The sequence below is a fragment of the Roseibium sp. RP-7 genome, assembly GCF_053005225.1.
This window is the reverse complement of record NZ_JBRKQA010000002.1, coordinates 367593-386658: the sequence shown is the minus strand read 5'-3', so window position 1 is coordinate 386658 and position 19066 is coordinate 367593. Positions and strand designations below refer to the sequence as shown.

19 protein-coding genes are annotated in these 19066 nt (G+C 59.4%); 7 read left to right on the top strand and 12 right to left on the bottom strand.

What is annotated here, in order from left to right:
* Nucleotides 1-91 precede the first annotated feature (91 nt).
* Nucleotides 92-1039, top strand: coding sequence for a LysR family transcriptional regulator (locus tag ACVDG9_RS16450; RefSeq protein ID WP_447238498.1), 948 nt, complete (start codon nucleotides 92-94; stop codon nucleotides 1037-1039).
* Nucleotides 1040-1151: 112 nt separating this feature from the next.
* On the top strand, nucleotides 1152-1877 hold the full coding sequence (locus ACVDG9_RS16445; protein WP_055655218.1) for a S1 family peptidase: 726 nt from the start codon (nucleotides 1152-1154) through the stop codon (nucleotides 1875-1877).
* 33 nt (nucleotides 1878-1910) lie between these two features.
* Here ACVDG9_RS16445 and ACVDG9_RS16440 read toward each other — a convergent pair whose 3' ends face one another.
* A complete protein-coding gene (locus tag ACVDG9_RS16440; protein ID WP_447238497.1) occupies nucleotides 1911-2612 on the bottom strand; it encodes a DUF1287 domain-containing protein in 702 nt (233 codons plus the stop codon).
* A gap of 188 nt (nucleotides 2613-2800) precedes the next feature.
* Here ACVDG9_RS16440 and ACVDG9_RS16435 point away from each other — a divergent pair, with 188 nt between their 5' ends.
* Nucleotides 2801-4336, top strand: coding sequence for a diguanylate cyclase domain-containing protein (locus ACVDG9_RS16435; protein ID WP_447238496.1), 1536 nt, complete (start codon nucleotides 2801-2803; stop codon nucleotides 4334-4336).
* A gap of 60 nt (nucleotides 4337-4396) precedes the next feature.
* Here ACVDG9_RS16435 and ACVDG9_RS16430 read toward each other — a convergent pair whose 3' ends face one another.
* Together ACVDG9_RS16430 and ACVDG9_RS16425 are read right to left on the bottom strand one after the other, a co-directional pair.
* A complete protein-coding gene (locus tag ACVDG9_RS16430; RefSeq protein WP_447238495.1) occupies nucleotides 4397-5437 on the bottom strand; it encodes a PLP-dependent cysteine synthase family protein in 1041 nt (346 codons plus the stop codon).
* A 36-nt stretch (nucleotides 5438-5473) separates the two neighbouring features.
* Nucleotides 5474-6019 (bottom strand): helix-turn-helix domain-containing protein, encoded by a 546-nt coding sequence (locus ACVDG9_RS16425; RefSeq protein WP_023000745.1) that lies wholly within the window; start codon nucleotides 6017-6019, stop codon nucleotides 5474-5476.
* A gap of 365 nt (nucleotides 6020-6384) precedes the next feature.
* Between ACVDG9_RS16425 and ACVDG9_RS16420 the strand changes: the two genes are divergently transcribed.
* Nucleotides 6385-7914 (top strand): AMP-binding protein, encoded by a 1530-nt coding sequence (locus ACVDG9_RS16420; RefSeq protein WP_447238494.1) that lies wholly within the window; start codon nucleotides 6385-6387, stop codon nucleotides 7912-7914.
* The gene (locus ACVDG9_RS16415) at nucleotides 7911-8714 is read left to right on the top strand and encodes an SDR family NAD(P)-dependent oxidoreductase (RefSeq protein ID WP_447238493.1); all 804 of its coding nucleotides are present in this window, start codon (nucleotides 7911-7913) and stop codon (nucleotides 8712-8714) included. The genes ACVDG9_RS16420 and ACVDG9_RS16415 overlap by 4 nt, the downstream gene beginning before the upstream one ends.
* A gap of 69 nt (nucleotides 8715-8783) precedes the next feature.
* Here the strand turns inward: ACVDG9_RS16415 and ACVDG9_RS16410 are convergent, their stop codons facing one another.
* The 5 genes from ACVDG9_RS16410 to ACVDG9_RS16390 form a co-directional block, all read right to left on the bottom strand.
* Entirely contained in the window at nucleotides 8784-9263 is a 480-nt protein-coding gene (locus tag ACVDG9_RS16410) for a YHS domain-containing (seleno)protein (protein ID WP_055655209.1), read from the bottom strand.
* Nucleotides 9264-9317: 54 nt separating this feature from the next.
* The gene (locus ACVDG9_RS16405) at nucleotides 9318-10175 is read right to left on the bottom strand and encodes a cysteine hydrolase family protein (RefSeq protein ID WP_370197720.1); all 858 of its coding nucleotides are present in this window, start codon (nucleotides 10173-10175) and stop codon (nucleotides 9318-9320) included.
* Nucleotides 10176-10398: 223 nt separating this feature from the next.
* Complete coding sequence (locus tag ACVDG9_RS16400; protein WP_447238492.1) at nucleotides 10399-11274, bottom strand: sensor histidine kinase; 876 nt, start codon at nucleotides 11272-11274, stop codon at nucleotides 10399-10401.
* Between the two features lie 291 nt (nucleotides 11275-11565).
* The gene (locus tag ACVDG9_RS16395; protein WP_447238491.1) at nucleotides 11566-12576 is read right to left on the bottom strand and encodes an AraC family transcriptional regulator; all 1011 of its coding nucleotides are present in this window, start codon (nucleotides 12574-12576) and stop codon (nucleotides 11566-11568) included.
* 2 nt (nucleotides 12577-12578) lie between these two features.
* Entirely contained in the window at nucleotides 12579-12752 is a 174-nt protein-coding gene (locus ACVDG9_RS16390; protein WP_447238490.1) for a hypothetical protein, read from the bottom strand.
* A gap of 183 nt (nucleotides 12753-12935) precedes the next feature.
* Here ACVDG9_RS16390 and ACVDG9_RS16385 point away from each other — a divergent pair, with 183 nt between their 5' ends.
* Nucleotides 12936-13478, top strand: a complete 543-nt coding sequence (locus tag ACVDG9_RS16385; protein WP_208993499.1) for a TetR/AcrR family transcriptional regulator — start codon at nucleotides 12936-12938, stop codon at nucleotides 13476-13478.
* A 42-nt stretch (nucleotides 13479-13520) separates the two neighbouring features.
* Here ACVDG9_RS16385 and ACVDG9_RS16380 read toward each other — a convergent pair whose 3' ends face one another.
* From ACVDG9_RS16380 to ACVDG9_RS16370, 3 genes are all read right to left on the bottom strand, one after another.
* Complete coding sequence (locus ACVDG9_RS16380; RefSeq protein ID WP_208984206.1) at nucleotides 13521-14006, bottom strand: hypothetical protein; 486 nt, start codon at nucleotides 14004-14006, stop codon at nucleotides 13521-13523.
* Nucleotides 14007-14403: 397 nt separating this feature from the next.
* Nucleotides 14404-15492, bottom strand: coding sequence for an alpha/beta hydrolase (locus tag ACVDG9_RS16375; protein ID WP_447238489.1), 1089 nt, complete (start codon nucleotides 15490-15492; stop codon nucleotides 14404-14406).
* 16 nt (nucleotides 15493-15508) lie between these two features.
* Nucleotides 15509-16708 (bottom strand): MFS transporter, encoded by a 1200-nt coding sequence (locus tag ACVDG9_RS16370; protein ID WP_447238488.1) that lies wholly within the window; start codon nucleotides 16706-16708, stop codon nucleotides 15509-15511.
* Nucleotides 16709-16819: 111 nt separating this feature from the next.
* Between ACVDG9_RS16370 and ACVDG9_RS16365 the strand changes: the two genes are divergently transcribed.
* Entirely contained in the window at nucleotides 16820-17716 is an 897-nt protein-coding gene (locus ACVDG9_RS16365) for a LysR family transcriptional regulator (protein ID WP_447238487.1), read from the top strand.
* A gap of 44 nt (nucleotides 17717-17760) precedes the next feature.
* Here ACVDG9_RS16365 and ACVDG9_RS16360 read toward each other — a convergent pair whose 3' ends face one another.
* The gene (locus ACVDG9_RS16360) at nucleotides 17761-19062 is read right to left on the bottom strand and encodes a hypothetical protein (protein ID WP_447238486.1); all 1302 of its coding nucleotides are present in this window, start codon (nucleotides 19060-19062) and stop codon (nucleotides 17761-17763) included.
* Between the last annotated feature and the right edge of the window lie 4 nt (nucleotides 19063-19066).

Here is a 19066-nt window from a genome sequence, read left to right as displayed (position 1 = left end):
TTGTTGACCGCAGTTAAGCCGCTGAACTGCTATTGAACAAATATATGTTTTGGATTGGTATCATATAAATTTTATATGCTAACTTGTTGCCATGGACATCCGCCAACTCCGCTATTTTCTGGAAATCGTTGCGCAGGGTTCGCTTACGCGGGCTGCCGAAAGCCTGCATGTGGCGCAACCGGCCCTGTCGCTGCACCTGAAGAACATGGAGGAGCAGCTTGACACCAGGCTGCTGACGCGCAGTCGCTCCGGTGTCACGCCCACGGAGGCGGGAGAGCTGCTGCTGCAAAGGGCGCGGGCAATTCTGGAGGATCTGGCGCGCACGGAAGACGATATCCGCAATCTGGAAACCGATCCGTCCGGCATCGTGCGGATCGGCCTGCCGGGCACGATCAGTGCCATGGTGTCTCTACCGTTGATCCTGGCGGCGCGTGAGCGCTTTCCGCGGATCACGCTCAATATTACCGAGGCCATGAGCGGTTTTGTTGGCGATTGGCTGAGCGAAGGCAAGATCGATCTTGCCGTGCTTTACAGCCGTTCCAAGGATGCACGCATCCGGTCTGAATTATTGCTTGAAGAAGAGCTTGTGGTTCTGTGGCCCGCCGATGCCGAACGTCCGCAGGAAATGAACATGGAGGCACTCGACAACGTGCCAATGGTGCTGCCAAGCGGAGCGCACGGCTTGCGGGTGCTGATTGACAGGACGTTCCAGGCGCTGGGCTTTGCACCAGAAATCGCGATGGAAATCGACTCCTTCAACAACATCAAACGCCTGGTGGCGGCCGGGTTTGGCCCGTCGATCCTGCCGCTCTACGCGGTGACGGAGGAGGTGGCAGCAGGTTCCCTTTGTGTCAGCCGCATTGCCGCGCCGGGGCTGTGGCGCGGGGCTCATCTGATGTCGCCGAGTGGACGATCGGTGACGCGGGCGCTGGAAGCGGTGCACGCTTTGCTGCGCGAGGTTATCCTGGATCTGCGCGACAAGGGGGCCTGGGCCGCTTCCCGGCCACCGCAGGTTTCCGGCACTGCGAATGTCTCCTGACGGGAACAAAACCCGGAGCTCTGTCGTTTTCCCGATACTGCCCTATGCTGGCTGAGCAAGCAGCCTGTCCATGTGTGCAAGGCTTCCCGCTATTTTGGAGAACCGATTGACGATGATCGACGCTGTCCTGCTGACCTCGCCCCGTATTTCCACCTTTGATGACCAGACCTATCTCACGAACGCCAGCAGCTTTTTCTTTGCGCGTGATGAGCGCCTGTTTCTCGTGACCAGCCGGCATGTCATGGTGGATGAGCCAAGCGGGCATCATCCCTCCCGTATCGAAATAGAACTCCACAACGATCCTGAAAACCTCGCTGACTCCATCGCTTTTTCGATCCCGCTTTTCCGGGATGGCAAAAGCCTCTGGCGCCAGGGAGAGGACACTGCAGGCGATATCGACGTTGCGGTGATCGAGATTGACCGGGCAGCGCTACCTGAAAATATCGTCTATCGGGCTTTCGGGCCCGAACACCTGAGTGACCCGCAAGAGCATGTCGAGATCGGATCATCCATTCTGGTTGTCGGTTTCCCGCTCGGGTTTCATGACACGCTCCATCACATGCCGGTGGTCCGCCACGCGGTCGTGGCTTCCTCCTTCGGCTTCCGGTTTCAGGGCATGGGCTATTTCCTGACCGATGCCCGCACGCATCGCGGCACAAGTGGGGCTCCGGTGGTCATGCGCAATACGGCAGACAGCGCAAGCGAACTGCCGTGGAAACTGCTTGGCGTTCACTCCGCCCGCCTCGATGTCGGCACGCGCGATCTCGTGCTGGATGAGGCGCTAGGCCTCAATTGCGCCTGGTATGCGGACATTCTGATGACGCTTACGGAGGGGTGACCCCCGTCAAAGGCAAACTTCAGCCCTGGAGCGTCAGGCGGGTTTGAACCTGTAGTGGCCGGTGATTTCGAAATCGAACAGCCGGTCTTCCAGCTGCGTTCCAGCACCAATGTTGTGGACCACCATTGGTCGTTCGCTGTCTGCGGAGGCACGGTGACTGACAATCGCCATGTGCGGCAGGTTTCCAGGCAGCATCTGGGAAACAACGTCGCCGGGCTGATAGTCTTTGGCGTTTGCAGTGACCGGAAGAGCTGCGCCTTTTCGTCTGAAAAAGGTCTGCAGGTTTGGCACCCGCCGGTGGTCGATGTTCCTGTCCGGGCGTTTGAGACCCCAGATCTTTGGATAGGACGAAAAGTCCGACTTCATGTCCGCATTAATGGCCGACTGAAGATCGTAGCCGAAAGCGTCGCGGTAGGCTCTGACGACCACATCGGTGCATACACCGCGTTCGCGCGGCAGGTCGCCATTTGGAAACGGGAGCGAGACATAGGCCGGATCGTAGACCACCGTAACGCCGATCTGGCTTTCTGCCGCCTCAATCAGCTGTCCCGCCCACGGATTGGGCAAAGCAAAACTTTTTGACGTTGCATCAGTGGGCGGCGTGGACGGTCCGGCAATTGCCTTGCTGACGAGCTGCAACCCGGTTTGCAGCCGATAAGCGGGGAGGGTGTGTGCCGCGTAGGCGCCTCCTGCTGCCAGAAGTCCGGTTCCGAACAGGAATGTACGCCGCTTCATGTGAGAGCTCCCATAGATCTGAAGCCGGAATACTGGCGGAGTGGGACCGGAATGGGGCGAGGCGACATTTGACCGATTTTCCCGTTGGGTAAACCAATACGCGTGTCGTTGCGGAAGTCGGTCAATTGCACGTTTTTTGTTCTCGAAAATTTAATCTGATGAGTCTTTACTGCAACAAAAGGCGGTAAATGTTGACGAAATTTGGGGAAATACTGCTGAAAACGGCAATGATTGTCTTTTTGTCCTGGCTGGCGACGCCTGCCCAGGCCGAGCAGGTATCCCTGTCCTATGATCAGTTCTTTCTGCGTCACAGCGCAACCATGATGCTGATCGATCCGGATACCGGAAGCATTCTTGATGCCAACAATGCCGCGGCAGACTTCTACGGGTTCGACCGGGATACGCTGCGCCGCATGTCCATTCAGAACATCAATCAGCTGACGGCCGAGCAGGTTGAAGCCGAACGTCAACTTGCCAAGGCTGAACACCGAAATTTCTTCATCTTCCGCCACAAGCTGGCAGATGGCTCCGTTCGAAGCGTGGAAGTTCATTCAACTCCGGTGGACTACGACGACAGGAAGGCTTTGCTTTCCGTGGTGCACGATATTTCCGACGACCGGCAGCGGGAACAAGAACTGTGGCACTACAAGAACCGCCTGGAGGAAATGGTCGACAGCAAGAGCGCCGAACTTTCCTCTGCCTATAACGCCCGGAACCAGTGGATGCTGGGCCTGGTCGGCACGCTTGGTCTGTCGCTTGTCGTCGTCAGTTTTCTGCTGCTTGAAAGACACACCGCGCACAAGCGGCTGCGATCCTCGGAGCAGCGTTTGCGGGAGATCATCTTCGGCACCAACGTCGGGACCTGGGAATGCAACGTTCAGACCGGGGAGGTGGTCTACAACGAACGCTGGGCTGAAATTCTCGGCTATTCGCTGGCCGAGTTGCAGCCGCTCAGCCGACAGACCTGGTACCGGCTGACCCATCCGGACGATGTGGAAAAATCTGAGCAGAAGCTGGCAGAGGTGTTTTCCGGAGCAAGGGAAGCCTACGACAACGAAATTCGCATGCGCCACAAGGAGGGCAGGTGGGTCTGGGTTCTCGACAGGGGACGTGTGGTCGAATGGACGAAAGACGGCAAGCCTTTGCGCATGTCCGGCACGCATTCGGACATTACCCGTCTGAAGAAGACGGAAGAAGCTGTCAGGCGGCTAGCGATGACCGACCATCTGACAGGCCTTTCGAACCGGGCACATTTCAGCCAGAGCCTTGCGGAAAACGTCGCCATTGCAGATCGGGATAACCGCAAGTTTGCACTGATGATGCTGGACCTTGATACCTTCAAGCCGGTCAACGACAGCCACGGGCATCCGGTGGGTGACGCGCTGCTCCAGGCCGTTGCCTCCACCATCAAGCGCTGCACGCGCGAAGGGGATGTCGTGACCCGGATCGGCGGGGATGAGTTTGCCGTGATCATCGGCGATTATGCGGAAGAGAAGGATGTTCTGGCCTGTGCCACCCGCATCTACCGGGAGGTCTCGCGGCCGATGGAAATCAAGGGCAAGGATATCAACATCAGCATCAGCATCGGGGTGTCGTTCTATCCCGATGATGCAGATGATGCCAAATCGCTGATCACCCACGCGGACCAGGCCATGTATGAAGCCAAGAAGAGCGGGGCAAACGTCCTGACGTATGAAGCCTACAGGATGCGGGTGGCGAGCTAGCTGCGGTGAAAGTGAACGACATTCCTTTGGCCTGCCTTCTCGCTCAGCCCTGCTCCTTGTCTAGACCCAGCGTGCCAGTTCCTCTTCGTAGGGCGAGATATCGCCGAACTTCGCCGTGACCCAGCCCGGATTGTAGTAGGTATCGAGATAGCGCTGACCGCTGTCGCACATCAGCGTGACGATCGAGCCTGTCTCGCCTTTGTCGATCATCCGGCCGGCGATTTGCAGCGCCCCCCACAGATTTGTGCCGGTGGAAGCGCCCGCCTTGCGGCCGATCAGTTTCTCCAGCCACAGGATCGTTGCAATGCTTGCGGCATCGGGCACCTTGATCATGTCGTCGATGACGTCCGGCAGAAACGAGTGTTCCACCTTTGGCCGGCCAATGCCTTCGATCCGGCTTGAGCAGTTTTCGGTGAGAGCGTGGTTCCCGGTACGGTAGGCATCATAGAAGACCGAGTTTTCCGGATCGACCACGGTCAGGCCGGTGTCGTAGCCCCGGTAGCGGATAAACCGGCCAAGCGTTGCGGATGTGCCACCCGTGCCGGCGCTCATCACCAGCATCTTCGGCACAGGATGTGGCTCGAATTCCATCTGGTTGAAGATGCTTTCGGCAATGTTGTTGTTGCCGCGCCAGTCGGTTGCCCGCTCCGCATAGGTGAACTGGTCCATGAAATGCCCGCCGAGCTGTTCGGCAAGGTCCACCGCCGCGCCGTGCATCTCGGGCGCTGACCCGACGAAATGCGGTTCACCGCCGTAAAGCCGGATTTGCTCGATCTTGCTGTGGGCGGTGCTTTGCGGCACCACGGCAATGAATGGAACGCCGATCATTTGCGCAAAGTAGGCTTCCGAAACGGCCGTGCTGCCCGACGAGGCTTCGATCACCGGTGTGCCTTCGCGGATCCTGCCGTTGCACAGCGCATAAAGAAACAGCGACCGGGCGAGACGGTGCTTCAGGCTGCCGGTCGGGTGGGTGCTTTCATCCTTCAGATAGATATCGACACCGGCGCAACTGAGGCCATGCAGCTTGAACAGATGCGTGTCGGCGGACCGATGCGCATCCGCGTTAATCCTGGCGACAGCGTCCCGCACCCATTTGTCCATCGCAGTTCTCCCGGCAGTTGTTGCCCAAGAGTGGCGCTAAAGCGGAATGCCCGCAATATGAGCGATGAGTTCCAGGCTGTTGCGGGCGCTGAATTTCTTCATCAGCCGGGCCCGGTGGACCTCGACCGTGCGCGGTGACAGCCCGAGCAGGCGGGCGATTTCCTTGGTTGTATTTCCTTCGGCCAGCAGTTTGGCCACCTGGCGTTCTCGCAGGCTCATTTCAGCCAGTGGCCGGTCTTCGGAAATGTCGGCAAAGCTCCAGACCGCCCGTGCGAACGGGGCTTCAAGGTTGAGAGACTGGCCACGCACGCGGCACCAGAACAGATCTCCGGATTTGCGACGCATGATGCGTTCGTCCCGGTAGCGACCACTGCCTTTCATCCGTTCCAGTCCGATCTTGCCGATGCGGAGAAACTCTTCCGAAGAGGGATAAAGGACAGACAGCGAGGCACCGGAAAGTTCCTCCGGCTCAAAGCCGAACATATCGGCAAGACGCGCATTGCAGCGTCGGATCTGCCGCTCTTCCGTCAAGGCCAGGCCGACGGGCGCATTGTCGAAAGCAAGCGCTGCGAAGTCGTCCATGGGCTCCCCGTTACGTGTTTTGACGGAATTTTCGCTCTAAGGGTCTGAAGAGTATCAGATAGCTGTCCCGCACGGCCGTTTTTCTGGAAACCACATCTGGTCCGGAAGAACCAGCGAGCCGAAGGGATGAGGGAGGTGCCGGGAGGAGACCGGCTGGGGTGTGTCCGGAGGAGGGCATGCCCGGTCGGTCATTCTTGTCCTGAGGAGCGAGCCTTGCTCGCGTCTCGAAGGATGGGCTGCTTGTCCGCAATATGCCGCCCGTCCTGCGAGACAGCGCTCGGCGCTTCCTCAGGATGAGAAAAGCGGGATGGCGGACCAACGCGGTCGCACTGCGCCAAACGGCGTATCGGGGGGAGAAAAACAGGATGAATCCGGCAGAATGGTTATACCGGAGCGCGGCGAGAAACCCGCAGAGCCCGGCGCTGCTGCAGGGGACCGAGCGCAAGGCAAACTATCTGGAGTTTGCTCGTAGTGCCGGGGCCATAAGCGCTGCGCTTGCCGGCTACGGCATCGGCAAGGGAGACAGGGTCGCACTTTTTGCCGCAAATTCCACGCGCTATCTGGAAGCGCTTTACGGCATCTGGTGGCGTGGCGGCGCAGCCGTGCCGATAAACGCCAAGCTGCACGAAAAGGAAGCCGCCTGGATGGTGGAGAATTCCGGTGCAGAATTTGTGTTCGCCGACAAAAAGACCGCCGAACTTCTGGCGCCATATCTGCCGGAGGGCGTGGGTCTTGTCTCACTCGACAGCCCTGAATTCGGCGCCATGTGCCAGGCAGCACCGCACACCACGCCGGAACCTCTGGATCCTGCAGATCTTGCCTGGCTTTTCTATACCTCCGGCACCACCGGCAGGCCCAAGGGCGTGATGCTGACTTGCGGCAATCTTGCTTCGATGGCGCTGAGCTACTTTGTCGATGTCGATGACGTCAAGCCGCAGGATGCGATCCTCTATGCCGCGCCGATGAGCCATGGTGCCGGGCTCTACAATTTCATGCACGTGATGAAAGGGGCGCGTCACGTCGTGCCGGTCAGCGGCGGGTTTGATGCCGCCGAAATCCTGCAGATCGCGCCTGTGATCGGCTCCATCTCCATGTTTGCCGCGCCCACCATGGTCCGCCGCCTGGTGGATGTCGCCAAGGCTTCGGGGGGCACTGGCCGGGGGCTGCGGACCATCGTCTATGCCGGCGGGCCTATGTATGAGGCGGATATTCTGGAAGCGGTTGAAGTGATGGGCGCACGGTTCGTGCAGATCTACGGTCAGGGCGAATGCCCGATGGGCATCACCGCACTGCCGCGTGCCGAAGTTTGTGACCGCACCCATCCACGTTGGCGCGAGAGGCTGAATTCCGTCGGCACGGCCCAGTCCGTCGTGCGGGTTGCGATCGTCGACGGCGAAGGCCGGGAGCTGCCACGCGGTGAAGTCGGGGAAATTGCCGTGCGCGGAGATACGGTGATGAAGGGCTACTGGCAAAACGAGGAGGCAACAGCCCAGACCATCCGTGACGGCTGGCTGTGGACCGGAGACGTTGGCCGGATGGATGAGGACGGCTACGTTACGCTGCAGGACCGGTCCAAGGACGTCATCATTTCCGGTGGCTCCAATATCTACCCGCGCGAGGTCGAAGAGGTGCTGCTGACACACCCGGCTGTGCACGAGGTGGCAGTCGTTGGCCGGCAGGACCAGGAGTGGGGAGAGATCGTTGTCGCCTTTGTTGCCTGTCACCCGGGCCAGAGCGTGAGCGAGGCTGAGCTCGACAAGCTCTGTCTGAACCGGATCGCCCGGTTCAAGCGGCCGAAACACTATCATTTCCCGGCTGCCCTGCCGAAAAACAACTACGGCAAGATCCTTAAAACGTACCTGAGACAACAGCTCGAAGCGGAGGAAACGGCATGACAGATCTCACCGGAAAAACAGCTCTCGTCACAGGGTCCGTTCAGGGGATCGGCCTGGCGATTGCCAAGGCACTGGCGGGGGCAGGGGCACGCGTTGCCGTCCACGGTCTGGCGAACCTGGAAGAGGCGCAAGCGGCTGTGGCAGAGATCAAGGCTGCCGGGGCACCGGACGCCCGGTTCTTTTCTGCGGACATGCGCGACGTGGCGGCTGTCGAGACGATGATGGCGGACGTTGCCGCCTGGGGCGGCCCGGATATCCTGGTCAACAATGCAGGTATCCAGAAGACTGTCAGCTTTGCCGAGGCGGATGCTGCCACATGGGATGCCATCATCGGCGTCAATCTGTCAGGCGTCTACCATACGATGCGTCTTGCCCTGCCGGCGATGGCCGAACGCGGCTTTGGCCGTGTCATCAACATTGCCTCGGTGCACGGGCTGGTCGCCTCGGTCAACAAGGCGCCTTACGTGGCTTCGAAATTCGGTGTCGTCGGTATGAGCAAGGTGGCCGCGCTTGAATATGCGGCAAGCGGTTCCAGAGCCTCGGGTGGGGTGACGGTCAATTGTATCGCGCCCGGCTGGACGGAAACCGCAATCATCGAGCCGCAGGTGGCAGCCCGCGCCGCCCTTCATGGCGGCGATCGCGACAAGGGCGTTGCAGATCTTCTGGCGGAAAAACAGCCTTCCCACCGCACGTCCGACCCGTCTGAAATCGGTGCGCTGGCGCTTTGGCTGTGCAGCCCGGTGGCGCACAACGTGACGGGCGTGACAATCCCCGTCGACGGTGGCTGGACAGCTCAATAAGGCTATCGACCACCAAAACGGCAGACGAGCCCCCGGTCGGGGCTCGTCTCTGTTTGGCTTCATGTGTGATCAGAGATCGCCAATGGCTGTCTCGCGAATTTCCGGCCACTTGGCGTAAGCGCCGGCGAGAACCTCGTCCTTCTGCTCCAGGTACTTGTCGAAGATGACCGCGTTGACGAAGAGATAGAGCTTGCCGTCGACGATATCGGCAAAGCGGACGTCGCCATCGAGTTTCTTGCCGACATAGATGCCGAAGGCGCAGAAGCCGCCGAACTGCGGCAGGAAGCTTTCCGGAGCAGCGTCGAACTGCTCCTTGGTTTCGGCCGTGGCGAAATAATAGTCGACACCATCATGGCTGGAAGTGTGGACCGCATCGCCAAGGCCCGGGGTTGCGCCTGCGAACATGGAAACAGGGTCGATGCCGTGCATGCCGAGCGGATTGCCGTTGAGGGTGAGGCCGTTGGCAACGTTGTATTCGTCCGCAGCAAGGGCGGCGGTGGACAGAACAAGGGCTGCGGCCAGGGCCGGAAGGGCGAATTTGAGTTTCATCGGTTTGATCCAGTCTTGGGTTGGGGTAGTCGGTTTTGAGGAGAGAGCTGGCGGTCAGGCGGAACGGGCGATGCGTTCGACTGCGTCGTCGGTCCACCAGACGCCGTTGGCGACCATGCGGAAATTGATGATGGCGGCGAGGTAGCCGTCGCCCTCGGGCACCTTGGCGCCTGCGGTCGCATCGCGAACCACGGCCACTTCGAAGCCGAGTTCCAGAAGCTCGTAAAGATGGGCCTGCGTGCACAGGTTTGCGGACATGCCGGCCAGGATCACCTTGTCGATCCCGCGCTTGCGCAGCTGCAGGTTCAGATCGTTCTGCGCCGGGCTGTAGACCTTGTGCGGTGAGCAGATGACGGTTTCGCCGTCCTCGATGTATTTCTTGTACTGCGGCATCCAGTCGGCGCCGGACCCTTCGAAATTCTCCAGGGAGAGCGGGCCTGGGCGATCGAACATGCCGATGGAATGCATGGTCTTTTCCAAGGTGCCTTCGAACTGCCACTTGTGGTCGTGCGGATAATAGTAGTGGGGCGAGATGAACACCGGCATCGCGGCAGCCTTGGCCGCCTTGAACAGGCGTTCGATGTTGTCGACGGTGCCTTGCTCGGTGACGCTTTCGCCAACGACACCCCAGGTGACGCCGTCTTCGGACAGGAAGTCGATCTGCGGATCGGTGACGACAAGCGCGGTGCGGCCGGCTTCGATTTCCATGTCGATCTGCGGCAGGCCCGGTTTTTCCGGATCGGCATAGAGCGCACGGGCTTCTTCTGTTGCAGCGGTGGCGGAACCGGTGGCCATGGCGACGGCACCCACGGTTGCCGCACCGGCTGCCCCGGCAAGCAGGCGGCGGCGGGCGTGATCAACCGTTTCAGGTGTTACGCAGCAGGCGCAGGCCTTGTCATGTTCGTTGTCCATATGAAGTCTCCATTGCTTGTGTTGGACAGGGTTGCGATGGGCAGCGCATCAACTTGAAACGCTGTCAGGTTCGCGGCCGATCACCGGGTGCCTGAAGGCACGGCTCTCCCGTTCCCGGCGCAGGGCCGGGTTGGCGTCGGATTTGGCCACGTTCCATGGGGGCGGCACCGGCATGCCGGTGCCAGAAAGCTGAGGTCAGAAAGCTGAGGTCAGAAAGCTGAGGTCAGATAGTTGCGTGGTCCGGTGCCTTGCTGGCACGTTCGGGAACCTTCCGGCGGACTGAAGCCGGTTTCGCATCATTTGCGGGTAAGGTCGGCAGGCGCACGGTCAGAACAGCGCCTCTATTGCTGCTTCCGCCTCCGTTCTGAGCCGCAATCTTGCCGCCATGGCGTTCGGCGATCAGTCGGGCGATCCAGAGGCCAAGTCCCGAGGACGGCCCAGGCCGGGCGGCCTTTGCGGACAGCTGGGTGAAGGGACGGAAGGCCCGGGCAAGATCGGCAGCGGTGAAGCCCTGACCCTGGTCGCTGATACGTACGGAGACATTACCGTCATCTTCCCGGGAGATAGCGCAAAGAACGGTGCCGTCGTCCGGGCTGTGGCGCACCGCATTGCCGATAAGATTGTCGAAAGCCTCGAACAACAGCTCCGCATCGCCGCAGATCAGACAGGGGGATAGGGATACGATTTCCAGACTGACCGCATGGCGGCGAGCCCGCGGTTGGTTGACGGCGACCGCCAGCGCCAGAACCTCGGTCAGATCAACTGGCCGCATCACACAGGAGAGCGGATCCCGTCCTTCCTTGCCGCGCTTGACCAGGGCGCTGAGACTGCCGGTCAGGTGCTGGAGGATGCGGTCGGCCTTTGCGGCGTTATCCGCAATCGCGGGCTGACCTTCCCAGGTTGCGCATTGGGCAATGTGCTCGATCAACAGCGAGAGGTTGGCAAGGGGGCCGCGCAGGTCGTGGGCGACGATGGAAAGCGTCCGGCCATAGGCGTTGCTGTCGGCCACGTTATCCGAATGCGGCAGCGCTGCCGGAAAAGTCGAAGGTGCATGGTCATGCCTGGCCGGACTGCGGGCCGTGATCTGTTCGATAATCATGTGGCGCTCCTTGTCTCAAAAGCCCTGGAGCGCTGCGGGAAAGTGCCCGGTGATGACCGCTCCGTCGTTCGATGACTTTTGAATACGCGAGGAGTGCCTTCTTGGTATCGGCCGGGCCTGCCACTGTTTTGGCCCTATCTGCCAAGCCTGTTCTGACCTGCCAGAAGGCAGCAAAACAGGTTGAGCCTGGCCATGTTTGGCCGGGCTCTTCCGGGATTTGCGAATGTTTCGGGTTTTGCCAGATCTGGCCGCGACCGTTGCCGCGAGCCAGTGCGTCGGGCGGGTGTGTTCTCAGACGGTTGCGCTGTGTTGCCGGAATTGCGCCGGTGGCTGGCCGACCCAGCGCTTGAACGCGCGGGTGAAGGTGCTCTGTTCGGAGAAGCCTGTGAGGAAGGCAATTTCGGCAATGGAACAGCTGCTGCCTGCCAGCAGCTCCCGGGCCAGCTTCGTCTGTGCCTCGCGCAGCATGTCGCGGTAGGTCAGCCCTTCCTCCGCCAGGCGGCGATAGAGGGTGCGCTCGCTCATGCCGAGATCACGCGCGATGGCAGCCGCGGACGGTACGCCGCTGCTGAGTGTTTTCGTCAGGCGGTTCAGAAGATCGCGCGTCAACGCGCTGCCGGCAGGCAGGGCGTCGATTTCCGTCTCCAGATGATCGGTCAGGAAAGTGCAGACGCCTTGATCTCCAAGCCGGTTCGGCAGGTCCAGCATCGGCTGGGTCATTATAATTGCGTCTTGCGCTTCACCGAAGCGGACCGGACAGCCGAAAAACGCCGCGTAGCGCTCTGCATCGCCCCGGCAGGGATGGCGAAAGGTGATAGCCTGAATTTTCAGGCGCGGACCGACTTGAGACACCAGATTATGAGCAAAGCCTGCAAGGGCACATTCGTTACGAAGATGCAGGATCGGCTGAGGGGAGGTCTGCCCGGCAATGGAGAAGACGGCAAGTGGCCCGTCTTCCTCCAGGCAATATACCGCGGTGTCGGTCACCAGCCGGAAGTAGCGCTCGATCAATTGCAGTGTGGTGCGAAGAGTGGGCGCGGTTTTGATGGCAAGACCCAGAACGCCGAGATCATCCGGTTTGATATTCTGCGCATAGGCAAATACCAGACCTGTTTCATCCGGATACCAGCTGCGTATCCAGTCGAGCAGCTCGAAGTGGGCTGTGTCCGGTATGCGGCCGTCCTCGGTGCGCACCTCATGGCGCACGGTTCCATCTGCTGCGACCAGCTTGCCGTCGCTGGTCATGGTCAGTCCTGCGGTAGCGGCCATGGTGTGCGCAAAGGCGGCAATGACACTCGCCATCGTCAGACCCCTCTTGCTGCACGTTGCGCCAGGACAGGGGCTTGACCTTGCGCCAGTTCAGAGCGCGCACTGGATACAGACCAGCTGGCAAGAGCCACGAAGTTCCAGTGAGACCGTTTTCCGGAACAAATGCCGGTGTCTGCAAGAATGTGAACCGCGATCTGACTTCCGGACATGACTACCGCCTCCCTTATCGAAAACGTGACGTTGAGGAAATTTATACAGACAGGTCTGTCTATATGTCAATAAGCCGTGATAACCTCGTGTGAGGATGGACGAGAAGGGGGCGAACAGGATAGTAAAGTAGACAAACCTGTCTGTATATGGAGATGATGGTGCAATCACGCCGAGACGAGCTCGTGGATACAGCGCTCAGGCTGTTCTACACCCGCGGGTTCAATGCGACCGGAATAGACAAGATCCTCGCCGAGGCGGGGGTGGCCAAGATGACGCTCTACAAACACTTCCGCTCGAAGGAGGAGCTTATTCTGGCCGCGCTCAACCGCCGGGACGAGCAGTTCCGCAACTGGCTGATGGGCGAAATGGAAAAAGCCTCGCCGCGGCCGCGAGAACGGCTTCTGGCCATGTTCGACGCGCTGGAGGACTGGTTCAACGGCCGTGCCTTCAAGGGGCTCGGCTTCAACGGCTGCGCCTTCATCAACGCGGCGAGCGAATTCGGCGACCATCAGCACCCGATCCACCGCACGGCGGCCGAGCACAAACAGCGGATCGTCGATTACCTTGAGCCCCTGTGTCGTCAGGCCGGCGCTGAAGACCCGGCAGCCCTTGCCGAACAGCTTGCCCTTTTGAAGGAAGGCGCTATCGCTACCGCACAGGTGCGCGGCATGCCGGCCGCCTCCAGAACCGCAAGGGCCATCGCCGAAACGCTGATCCCCGCCTGAGGAAGCATCTGGCGGGACAGACCGGTCGAGTTTCTGGCAGCATCAGATGCGGAAAGCGATGCCGGTCTGCTGTTCGGCCAGCTTGCCGAAATGCAGTTTCAACAGCTTGTGGTCATCCTCGGTCGACGTCTGGAAACTGCGCCTCTCGGTGTCCTTGACGATCAGGAAGGCAGCGGCCCAGATGCCGATCAGAAAACCGGTATCGTCGCGCAGCTCCAGCCGGTGGCCGATCAGGTCACTGCCATCCAGCCCCACCGCATCCTTGCTGCCACAAACCTCCAGGCAAATCAGCCCGTTCTCGTAGAACCTCCAGGAGATCTTGTGCAGGACACAGTCCTTGATTGTCTGGTCCGATGTCCAGACGAACTCCTTCCAGGTCACGGGTTCCTTTTCCGGGCCGATTTCACCGGTGTTGTGGATGTCGGACGCCATCTGCCGGTGCGTGGAAAAATCGAGTGTTGCGGAAGGTCGGGACAGCGGGATCCAGGCCGTGCCCGTTTCCCCTGTCACGGCCTTCTGTAACGCCACAAACCGCTCCCTGGCCTCATCACTGACACCAAGTTTCCCCAAAAGGGGTTTTGCAAAAACCGAAGCAAGCTGAATCACGACCGCCTCCCGTGGTGGGCGTTACCGGATCATCCTGTCTAGAGGATGAAGGGTAGGGTACAGGGGCGGCAAGGGTATGACGAGGGGCGATGCTGAAAAGACTCGGGAGCGGGTTGCCTGCTTGCGGGTTCAGCCATGGCGTAGCTGACATTTGTCGGTGCTGGAGGCAGCGGCAATACCAGCCCGGAGTTGACCTGCAAGTCCTGAGCAAAAAAGGACCTGTTAGAGCTTGAAAATCTGAACCAGCGATGATGATGAATGTCAGCACAAGGCACAGATCTGCCCCGCCCGGATATTCCGTGGCGAGGCAGACCCTCTATCAGGCGAGTGCCTGTTCAAAAAAGGTCTCGATCCGGTCAAAGGGAATTACATCCACCTTGTCGTAGAGATCCGTGTGGTTAGCTCCAGGAACGATCAGCAGCTCCTTCGGTTCGGCTGCTGCTTCATAGGCGGTTTCGCTGAAATAGCGCGAATGGGCATTCTCGCCGTGGATGAACAGGACCGGACGTGGCGCTATCTCTGCGATATAGCTGAGGATCGGCATGTTCATGAAGGACAGCGGCGTCGTGATTGTCCAGGAGTTACCGGAATTGACCGCACGTTCATGGTAGCCGCGCGATGTCATGTAATAGTCGTGGTAATCGACCATGAACTGCGCCTCGCCACCATGTAGCTCGTTGTATGCCGGCTGCATTGCCGGGACACCGTTTTCAGCATCTTCCCAACGCTGGCGGCTCAGCTGTTCCAGCGTTGCCGCACGCTGTTCAGCGGTCACGCTGTCATTGTAACCCTTGGACATGACACGGGTCATGTCATACATGGTGCTGGCCACGACTGCCTTGACACGCTTGTCAGCCGCGACGGCATTCAGAGCCATGCCGCCCCAGCCGCAGATGCCGATAACACCGATACGCTCGCGGTCCACTGAACCACGCAGGCCAAGGTAATCGACCGCTGCCATGAAGTCTTCGGTATTGATGTCGGGCGAGGCGACGTTGCGCGGTTCGCCGCCGCTCTCGCCGGTGTAAGACGGATCGAAGGCCAAGGTTACGAAGCCACGCTCGGCCATGGTCTGGGCGTAGAGGCCTGAGGACTGCTCCTTGACGGCGCCAAACGGACCGCTGATGGCCAGGGCTGGCAGGCCGCTCTTTGCACGGTCCTTGGGTAAATAGAGATCACCGGTCAGGGTGATACCGTAGCGGTTGGTAAAGCGAACCTTTTCATGATCGACACGGTCGCTTTGCGGGAAGGTCTTGTCCCAAACTTCTGTCATGGTCTGTGCCCTTGCTATTGAAATGTTGATTGCTGAAGCCATGCCGATGGCGGCGACACCCGCACCAGTCATCTTCAGCATGGCACGACGACCGAGCGTCGTGCCGGCGGTCCGTTCGTTGGATTTGTCGATCATTTTTTCTCCGGTTGGTTCATTGCTTTTCCGATTGGGGCTTGAGCAGGAGATGACCGTTGCCAATCACGGCGACGGCAGCGACGGACAGGATGACGCTGCCGGCGAAGGTTGCGGTGATAGACCAGCTGTCCAGCAACGCCCCACCGACGACTGCGCCCAGCAGGATCGAGGCCTGGATCGAGGCTACCATCAGGCTGCCGCCCTCTTCCGGAGCGTCATCGACGCTCTGCGCCATCCAGGTCATGAAGATGACAGACATGGCGGTGTTCATCGCGCCCCAGACGAAGAGCAGAATTCCGGTCAGAAGTGGCGAGCCTCCCGTGAACAGGAGGCCAAATGTAACTGTGCCCATGATAAGTGCCGGGTACTTCAATTGCCGTGCCACGTTACCCGCGATGAAACGACCCGCCGCCCAGGTTCCGACGAAGCCCGCGCCCCCCAGCAACAGAAGAAGGATCGACAAAGCGGTCACATCGACCCGCGTTACCTGTTCCAGGTACGGGCGCAGGTAGGTGAACATGGTGAAGGCTGCGCCCCAGGACAGCATCGCCGCTAAGATGCCGCGTAGGAAATAGCGGCGGCGCAACACCGCGACCAGGGCTCCAAAACTCCGACTGCGGCGCGCAGGCAATGAAGGAAGCGCTACCAGTTGCCAGATCAGGTTGATTGCGACGGCGGGTGTCAGCGACCAGAAGACGTTACGCCAGCCGATGATATCTCCCAGGTAGCTGCCAAGCGGGGCTGCGAAGGCCGCGGCGATTGCCTGTCCTCCATACATCAGCGAAAGTGCACGCGGAACGTCTGCTTCGGGAACCAGCCGCATGACGACAGCAGTTGCCAGGGCCCAGAAACCACCAATGCAGATACCCAAAAGCGCGCGGGCGAACATCAGCGCAGCAAAGCTCTGTGCCATTGCAACCATCACCAGCGATATCAACATCAGCCCGGTCAATGCGACCATCACCCATTTGCGGTTCAAGCGGCCCGCGGTGGTCGTGATCAGCAAGCTCGCACCAACGGCGAATAATCCGCTAATCGAAATCGCCTGACCCGTCTGGCCTTCACTCGAGCCCAGTCCTTCCGCCATCAGCGTCAGGAGGCTGACCGGCATGAATTCCGACGCGATCAGCATGGCGACACAAAGCGCCATGGACAGGACCGCACCCCAGGCTGCAAGAGGCTGGCTTTGGGACGTGGTGACACTCGCATCGCTCAATTTAGGTTCTCCGGTCTCTTGTATTGCCGGGAAGATAGAGACGAACGGTCTATGTGATTAGCTGTCACAAACGGCATGGACTAATCGATCAGGTCGATTAATGATGCCGCCATGTCAAAAACCGATTTCAATGATCTGATGTGGTTCCGCATCGTTGCGGAAGAGCGGAGCTTTACCAACGCCGCCGCAAGGATTGGCGTGGCGCAATCGACATTGAGCCACACCATCAAGCGGTTGGAGACCAACCTGGGTCTGCGCCTCTTGAACCGCACGACGCGCAATGTAGCGACCACACCCGCCGGCGAACGTCTGCTGGCAACCGTCGCGCCGCGACTGGAAGAGATCGAGGACGAAGTTGCAGCACTGCTGGCCTTGCGTGAAAAGCCGTCCGGATCAATCCGGCTGACGCTTTCTGATCACGCGTTTCAAACGGTCGTCTGGCCAAAGCTGAAGCCGTTCCTTCACCACCATCACGACATCAGGATCGAGTTCAGTCTGGATAGTGGTTTTCGCAATATCGTGGAGGACGGTTTTGATGCTGGAGTGCGCTTGGGCGAAAGTGTGGAGAGAGACATGATTGCCGCGCGCATCGGCCCTGACTGGCGCATGGTCGCCGTGGCTTCTCCCGCTTATCTGGCGTCGCGGAAAAGCCCGGAACATCCGCGTGATCTGCTCGATCATGACTGCATCAACATGCGGCACGAAACACGTGGCGGACTTTATGCCTGGGAGTTCGAGAAGGAGGGGCAGGAAGTGAATGTTCGTGTTGACGGCCAACTCACCTTCAACAATTCCTACGCCATGATGGACGCCGTGCTAAATGGCTTGGGGGTCGCCTTTGTTCCGAACAGTCTTGCAGATCCACACGTTGAGTCTGGTGATCTGAGATTGCTTCTCGACGACTGGTCTCCGTATTTCGACGGTTACTTTCTCTACTACCCGACCCGGCGACAGAACCTTCCCGTCTTCAAGCTGGTCCTGGATGCACTTCGGCATCGATTGCCGTGACCTACTGAACGATCCAGGTGAAAATCTTGCGGCGGTATGTCTTGCTAGTCGTTTCTCAAAGCGCCGACACGATCCACGATATCTGCGCATTCGGCACGGCTCTGAGGTCCGCAGGTGGCGTTCAGTCGCGCAATCACGTTGGCAACTGCCGACGGAAAGGCGATGTTTGTGTCCTCCACGATGTATTCAAACAGCTCTTTGTACTGCCTTGCGTTGTTCACGCTGTAGAAAAAGGCGCGGGGCAGATAGGTTCGCAATTCGTCCTGTAGTTCCTTGTTGTCCTTGAACTGGTCAGGCAACTGGACAGGGTCCAGCGGAAAGTCCTGGGGTTGCTCGCCTTCCTGAATATCGAAATAGAGAAAGGCGTTCTTGACGTAGCGCGGCAGAGGTTGACCGGCGATCGGGTTGCGTTTGCGGCAGGTAACGGTCTGCGCCAACCCGCCAAATTTATAGAAGTCCGGATTTGTCCATTCGGAATCGCGATAGGCAAAGACAGTGAAGTCAAGCGCCACGGGACCCTCATCGGATTCGGTACCGACCCCGAGCTCGGAATTCAGCCGTCCGACGTAGTGCGTGCCTTCCGGGTTCATCTCGACCGTGCCGACATCAAACAGCTCCAGCGCTTTCAACGACCAGTTCAGGCTGTTGACCTCCCAGGTCAGAGGCAGAGTATCGTATTGATCTTTCGGCACCTTGATCAGCGGTTGAACCGGGCGTGTCAGCCCGCAACCGGTTGAAATCTCTGAAGCATATCCGTCGTGAACCTTCAGGCGCGGGTGCACTCTGTCCTTGACGCGTGTGGAATATCCCCGCGCTTCATTCTGATCGAAAGCGTCCAGAGTGTGTATGATCCGCAGTTCCGATTGCGGGTTGTACAGAACCAGCCTTTCATCGTCTTCTTCTTCAATCTTGAAGGAATAGCCAATGCCGACTTCAGCCTCCAGCGTACAGGCAAGATCCCGGCATCCCGTATAGGATTGATGCGTGACCACATCTGTCGTGTCGCGGTTTCCAAAGTCGTTTGCCGATATGTCGCGGGCCAGAACCGCTACGGGGATCCCGTAGTGTGTGGTGCCCTCAAGGTACTCTGATCGTCCCGGTACCGTGCTTCTTTCCAGATTGAACATGATCGTCATTCCGGGCAGGAAAGTCGCAAGTCTGTTTGCCTCCTTTTCTGCGCCCGAATAACTCTTGCTGCCTCTGAGCTCGTTGTCGCCAATTTTGGACAGCGCGAACGTGCCGCCAACGACCCAGCGTGCTCCTTCGGGAATATCGCCGGTCGGGTCCTGAGCACATGCGACAGAAATTGAGCAGATAAAAAGCAAGCTGTGAAACATACATTTCATGATC